At 70.0% G+C, this 3220-nt stretch carries 2 protein-coding genes, 1 tRNA gene and 1 pseudogene; 1 reads left to right on the top strand and 3 read right to left on the bottom strand.

Translation table 11 applies throughout. The features are described from left to right. Positions 1 to 18 precede the first annotated feature (18 nt). Positions 19 to 225: a hypothetical protein gene (locus CSW58_RS13820; RefSeq protein ID WP_143755203.1), complete on the bottom strand. Its 207-nt coding sequence runs from the start codon at positions 223 to 225 to the stop codon at positions 19 to 21. Between the two features lie 467 nt (positions 226 to 692). Beyond that, positions 693 to 769: transfer RNA gene (locus CSW58_RS12595), tRNA-Arg, on the bottom strand. 254 nt (positions 770 to 1023) lie between these two features. Between CSW58_RS12595 and ggt the strand changes: the two genes are divergently transcribed. After that, complete coding sequence (gene ggt, locus CSW58_RS12590) at positions 1024 to 2772, top strand: gamma-glutamyltransferase (RefSeq protein ID WP_161494617.1); 1749 nt, start codon at positions 1024 to 1026, stop codon at positions 2770 to 2772. A gap of 18 nt (positions 2773 to 2790) precedes the next feature. On the opposite strand, the pseudogene CSW58_RS12585 reads toward ggt, so the two are convergent. Further along, positions 2791 to 3220: pseudogene (locus tag CSW58_RS12585) on the bottom strand (ATP-binding protein); the annotation flags it as partial.

Raw genomic sequence — 3220 nt, 5'->3', positions numbered from 1 at the left:
AAGGCCGCGGCCTTGAGGTCATCGGCGCTGAAGGCGTCCACGGGACGGCTGAGTCCAGCACGGTCCGCGGCTTGCCGCGCGCGTGACGATCAGGGTGTCCAGCTCGGAGACCTGCTCGGGCGCCACGTCCGGCGCTTCATAAGCATAAACGGCCGTCACGGCGGAAAGAGAAAGCACGACCGCCGATACGGTCGAGAACAGCGCATTGTTGACACGGATTCGCATGTAGATAGCCCCCTTTTTGTTTTGCTTAGCGCATGCGGTTATTCGCCTACTCGGCGCCTCCTTCCCCAATGTTGTTATTTGACGCCACCACGTCGCGATTTCATTGAATCTGACGGTTTCTAAACGTTGATCAGAGACGCATGCGCGGCAAGCGCGACGGGCCGAATTCGGGCTCGCGGCCTCGCAGAACCGTTCAGGCGCCGCTTTGGATGGCGCCGAAATTGACAATTAGGCAGCGCGCTGAGCACCGACAGGGCGCCCGCCAGCGAGCGATGCGCCGTATCCGCGACCGCTGGGCGCCAGACAACCTTCGGCATCTGGACCGGTCATGACCCGCCCCGGCCGCGAGCGGCCCGCGCGTCAGACCAGGCCCGGCCCACGCGCCGCGGCGTGGCGCGCGGCCACGACCGTCATCCCCGCCGCCCGGCAGGCGAGGTCAGGGAGTCATTGTTTTGATTAGGAGAAAATGGCGCGCCCGGAACGATTCGAACGTCCGACCCTCAGATTCGTAGTCTGATGCTCTATCCAGCTGAGCTACGGGCGCGCATTGCCTTTCGGCGAGGCGGGGGAAATAGCCCGTTAGATTGCGGGGCGCAAGCGCCGTTTGATCGGGCGGCGGAAAAGATTTGCCCGCTGGGCGCCGCGCAGAGGGCGCCGGTCGCGCGGATCGTGGCGGGAGGCCGGTTTCGCGAAGTCCTGACACGCTCGGGACGTGACAGGCCCGCGGGTTTGTTGTCCATGGTTTCCTCGTCGTGGGCGGCGCGGCCGCCCCAGTCCATCCTGACGGAACCCGCACGCATGCGTCGCCTTGCCCTGATCTCCCTGCTCGCCCTCTCGGCCTGCGCCCAGCTGGCCCCGCGCGGACCCGACGCGGCGGTCATGACCGGACCGAAGCCGGCCGCGGCCGCCGCCGCGACGCCGGTCGCGCCCCTGTCCGGCGGCTTCGTGGCGGCCGCCAATCCGCTGGCGGTCGAGGCCGGCCTGCGGGTGCTGCGCGACGGCGGCGGCGCGGTCGACGCGGCCGTGGCGGTCCAGGCGGTGCTGAGCCTGGTCGAGCCGCAGAGCTCGGGCCTGGGCGGCGGCGCCTTCCTGACCTATTATGACGCCAAGACCGGCAAGGTGACGGCCTATGACGGCCGCGAGAAGGCCCCGGCCGGGGCCGGGCCCGACCTGTTCCTGGACGCCGCCGGCAAGCCCCTGCCCTTCGTCACCGCCCTGCTGTCGGGCCGTTCGGCCGGCGTGCCCGGCGCGGTGGCCATGCTGGCCCAGGCCCAGAAGGAGCATGGGACGGCCGCCTGGAGCACCCTGTTCAGCGACGCCCAGACCCTGGCCACCGACGGCTTCGCGGTCAGCCCCCGCCTGGCCGGCATGATCAACAGTCCCCGTGTGCCGCAGAACGTGGCCCCGGACGTGAAGACCTATTTCACCAAGCCAGACGGCCAGCTCTACCAGGCCGGCGACACCCTGAAGAACCCGGCCTATGCCGCCACCCTCAAGCGCCTGGCCGCCGAGGGGCCCAGCGCCCTCTATGAGGGCCCGATCGCGCAGGCCATCGTCGACAAGCTGCGGGCCGCGCCCCTGTCCAGCAGCATGAGCCTGAGCGACCTGAAGACCTATCGCCCGCGTTCGGCTGATGCCCTGTGCCGGCCCTGGAAGGTCTATACGGTCTGCGTGCCCAACCCCTCGTCGAGCGGCCTGGCGGTGATCCAGGCCCTGATGATGCTGGAGCATACCGATATCGGCGCGCGCGGGCCCAAGGATCCGGTCGCCTGGACCCTGCTGGCCGAGGCCGAACGGGTGATGTACGCCGACCGCGACCGCTATGTCGGCGACCCCTCGTTCGTCACCGTGCCGGTCGAGGGCCTGCTGGACCCGGCCTATGTCGCCCAGCGCGCCAAGCTGATCCAGGACACCGCCGGCCCGGCCCCCGCCTTCGGCCACCCCAAGGGCGCGCCCAGGGTCGGGGTCGACGCCACCCGCGAGCCGGGCGGCACGACCCATTTCGTGGTCCGAGACGCCGCCGGCGACGTGGTGTCGATGACCACCACGGTCGAGAGCATCTTCGGCTCGGGCCACATGGTCGGGGGCTTCTTCCTCAACAACCAGCTCACCGACTTCTCGTTCTCGCCCACGGAGAAGGACGGCGCGCCGGCCGCCAACGCCGTGGCCGGGGGCAAACGTCCGCGCTCGTCGATGGCCCCGCTGATCGTGCTGGACGACAAGGGCAAGTTCCTGGCCGCCGTCGGCTCGCCGGGCGGCAACGCCATTCTGTCCTATAATCTCAAGGCGATGGTCGGCCTGTTCTACTGGAACCTGTCGTTGCAGGAGGCCATCGCCCTGCCCAATATCGTCGCCCGCGGCGACAACTTCTCGGGCGACGCCGAGATGTTCGGCCCCGAGATGGTCGCGGCGCTCAACGCGCGCGGGGTAATGGTCAAGACCGGCCAGTACGAGGGGTCCGGCCTGCATGGCGTCATCATGCGGCCAGGCGGCGTGCTGGAAGGCGGCGCCGATCCGCGCCGGGAGGGCGTCGCCAAGGGGCTTTAGAAGCCTCCCGCCGGGGCCTTAGCGCGAGGCGGCGTCGTCAGGGGCTGTTGGAGCGGCCTGGGCGACGGGACCTGGGGCCCCGGACAGGGTCAGGTCGAAGACCGAGCCGCCCGGGCCGGTCTCGACCAGGGCCAGGTCGCCGCCATGGCCCTGGGCCAGCTCGCGGGCGATCGCCAGGCCCAGGCCGGTGCCGCCGCGACGCACCGAGCCGACAAAGGGCTGGAACAGCTTGTTCTGGGCCTTCTCGGGCACGCCCGGGCCGTCGTCGGTGAGCCGCAGCACGCTGTGGCCGTCAACGCGCCGCCGCAGCTCGACGAAGACCTTGCCCTTGCCGCCCCGGTCAGGGGCGCGCCCTCGATGGCCTCGCGGGCGTTGCGCAACAGGTTGGTGAGGGATGCGGTGAAGCTGATCCGGATCGGCCAGCACCTGTTCGCTCGACGCGATCACG

This window comes from Caulobacter sp. B11 (assembly GCF_002737765.1).
Taxonomy (GTDB): domain Bacteria; phylum Pseudomonadota; class Alphaproteobacteria; order Caulobacterales; family Caulobacteraceae; genus Caulobacter.
Note: the sequence above shows the minus strand (reverse complement) of the source record. Positions and strands in the feature narration are given on the sequence as shown.

Excerpts from the sequence above, each read along its gene's own strand:
- CSW58_RS13820 (WP_143755203.1), bottom strand. The coding sequence starts at position 225 with ATGCGAATCCGTGTCAACAATGCGCTGTTCTCGACCGTATCGGCGGTC.
- ggt (WP_161494617.1), top strand. The coding sequence starts at position 1,024 with ATGCGTCGCCTTGCCCTGATCTCCCTGCTCGCCCTCTCGGCCTGCGCC.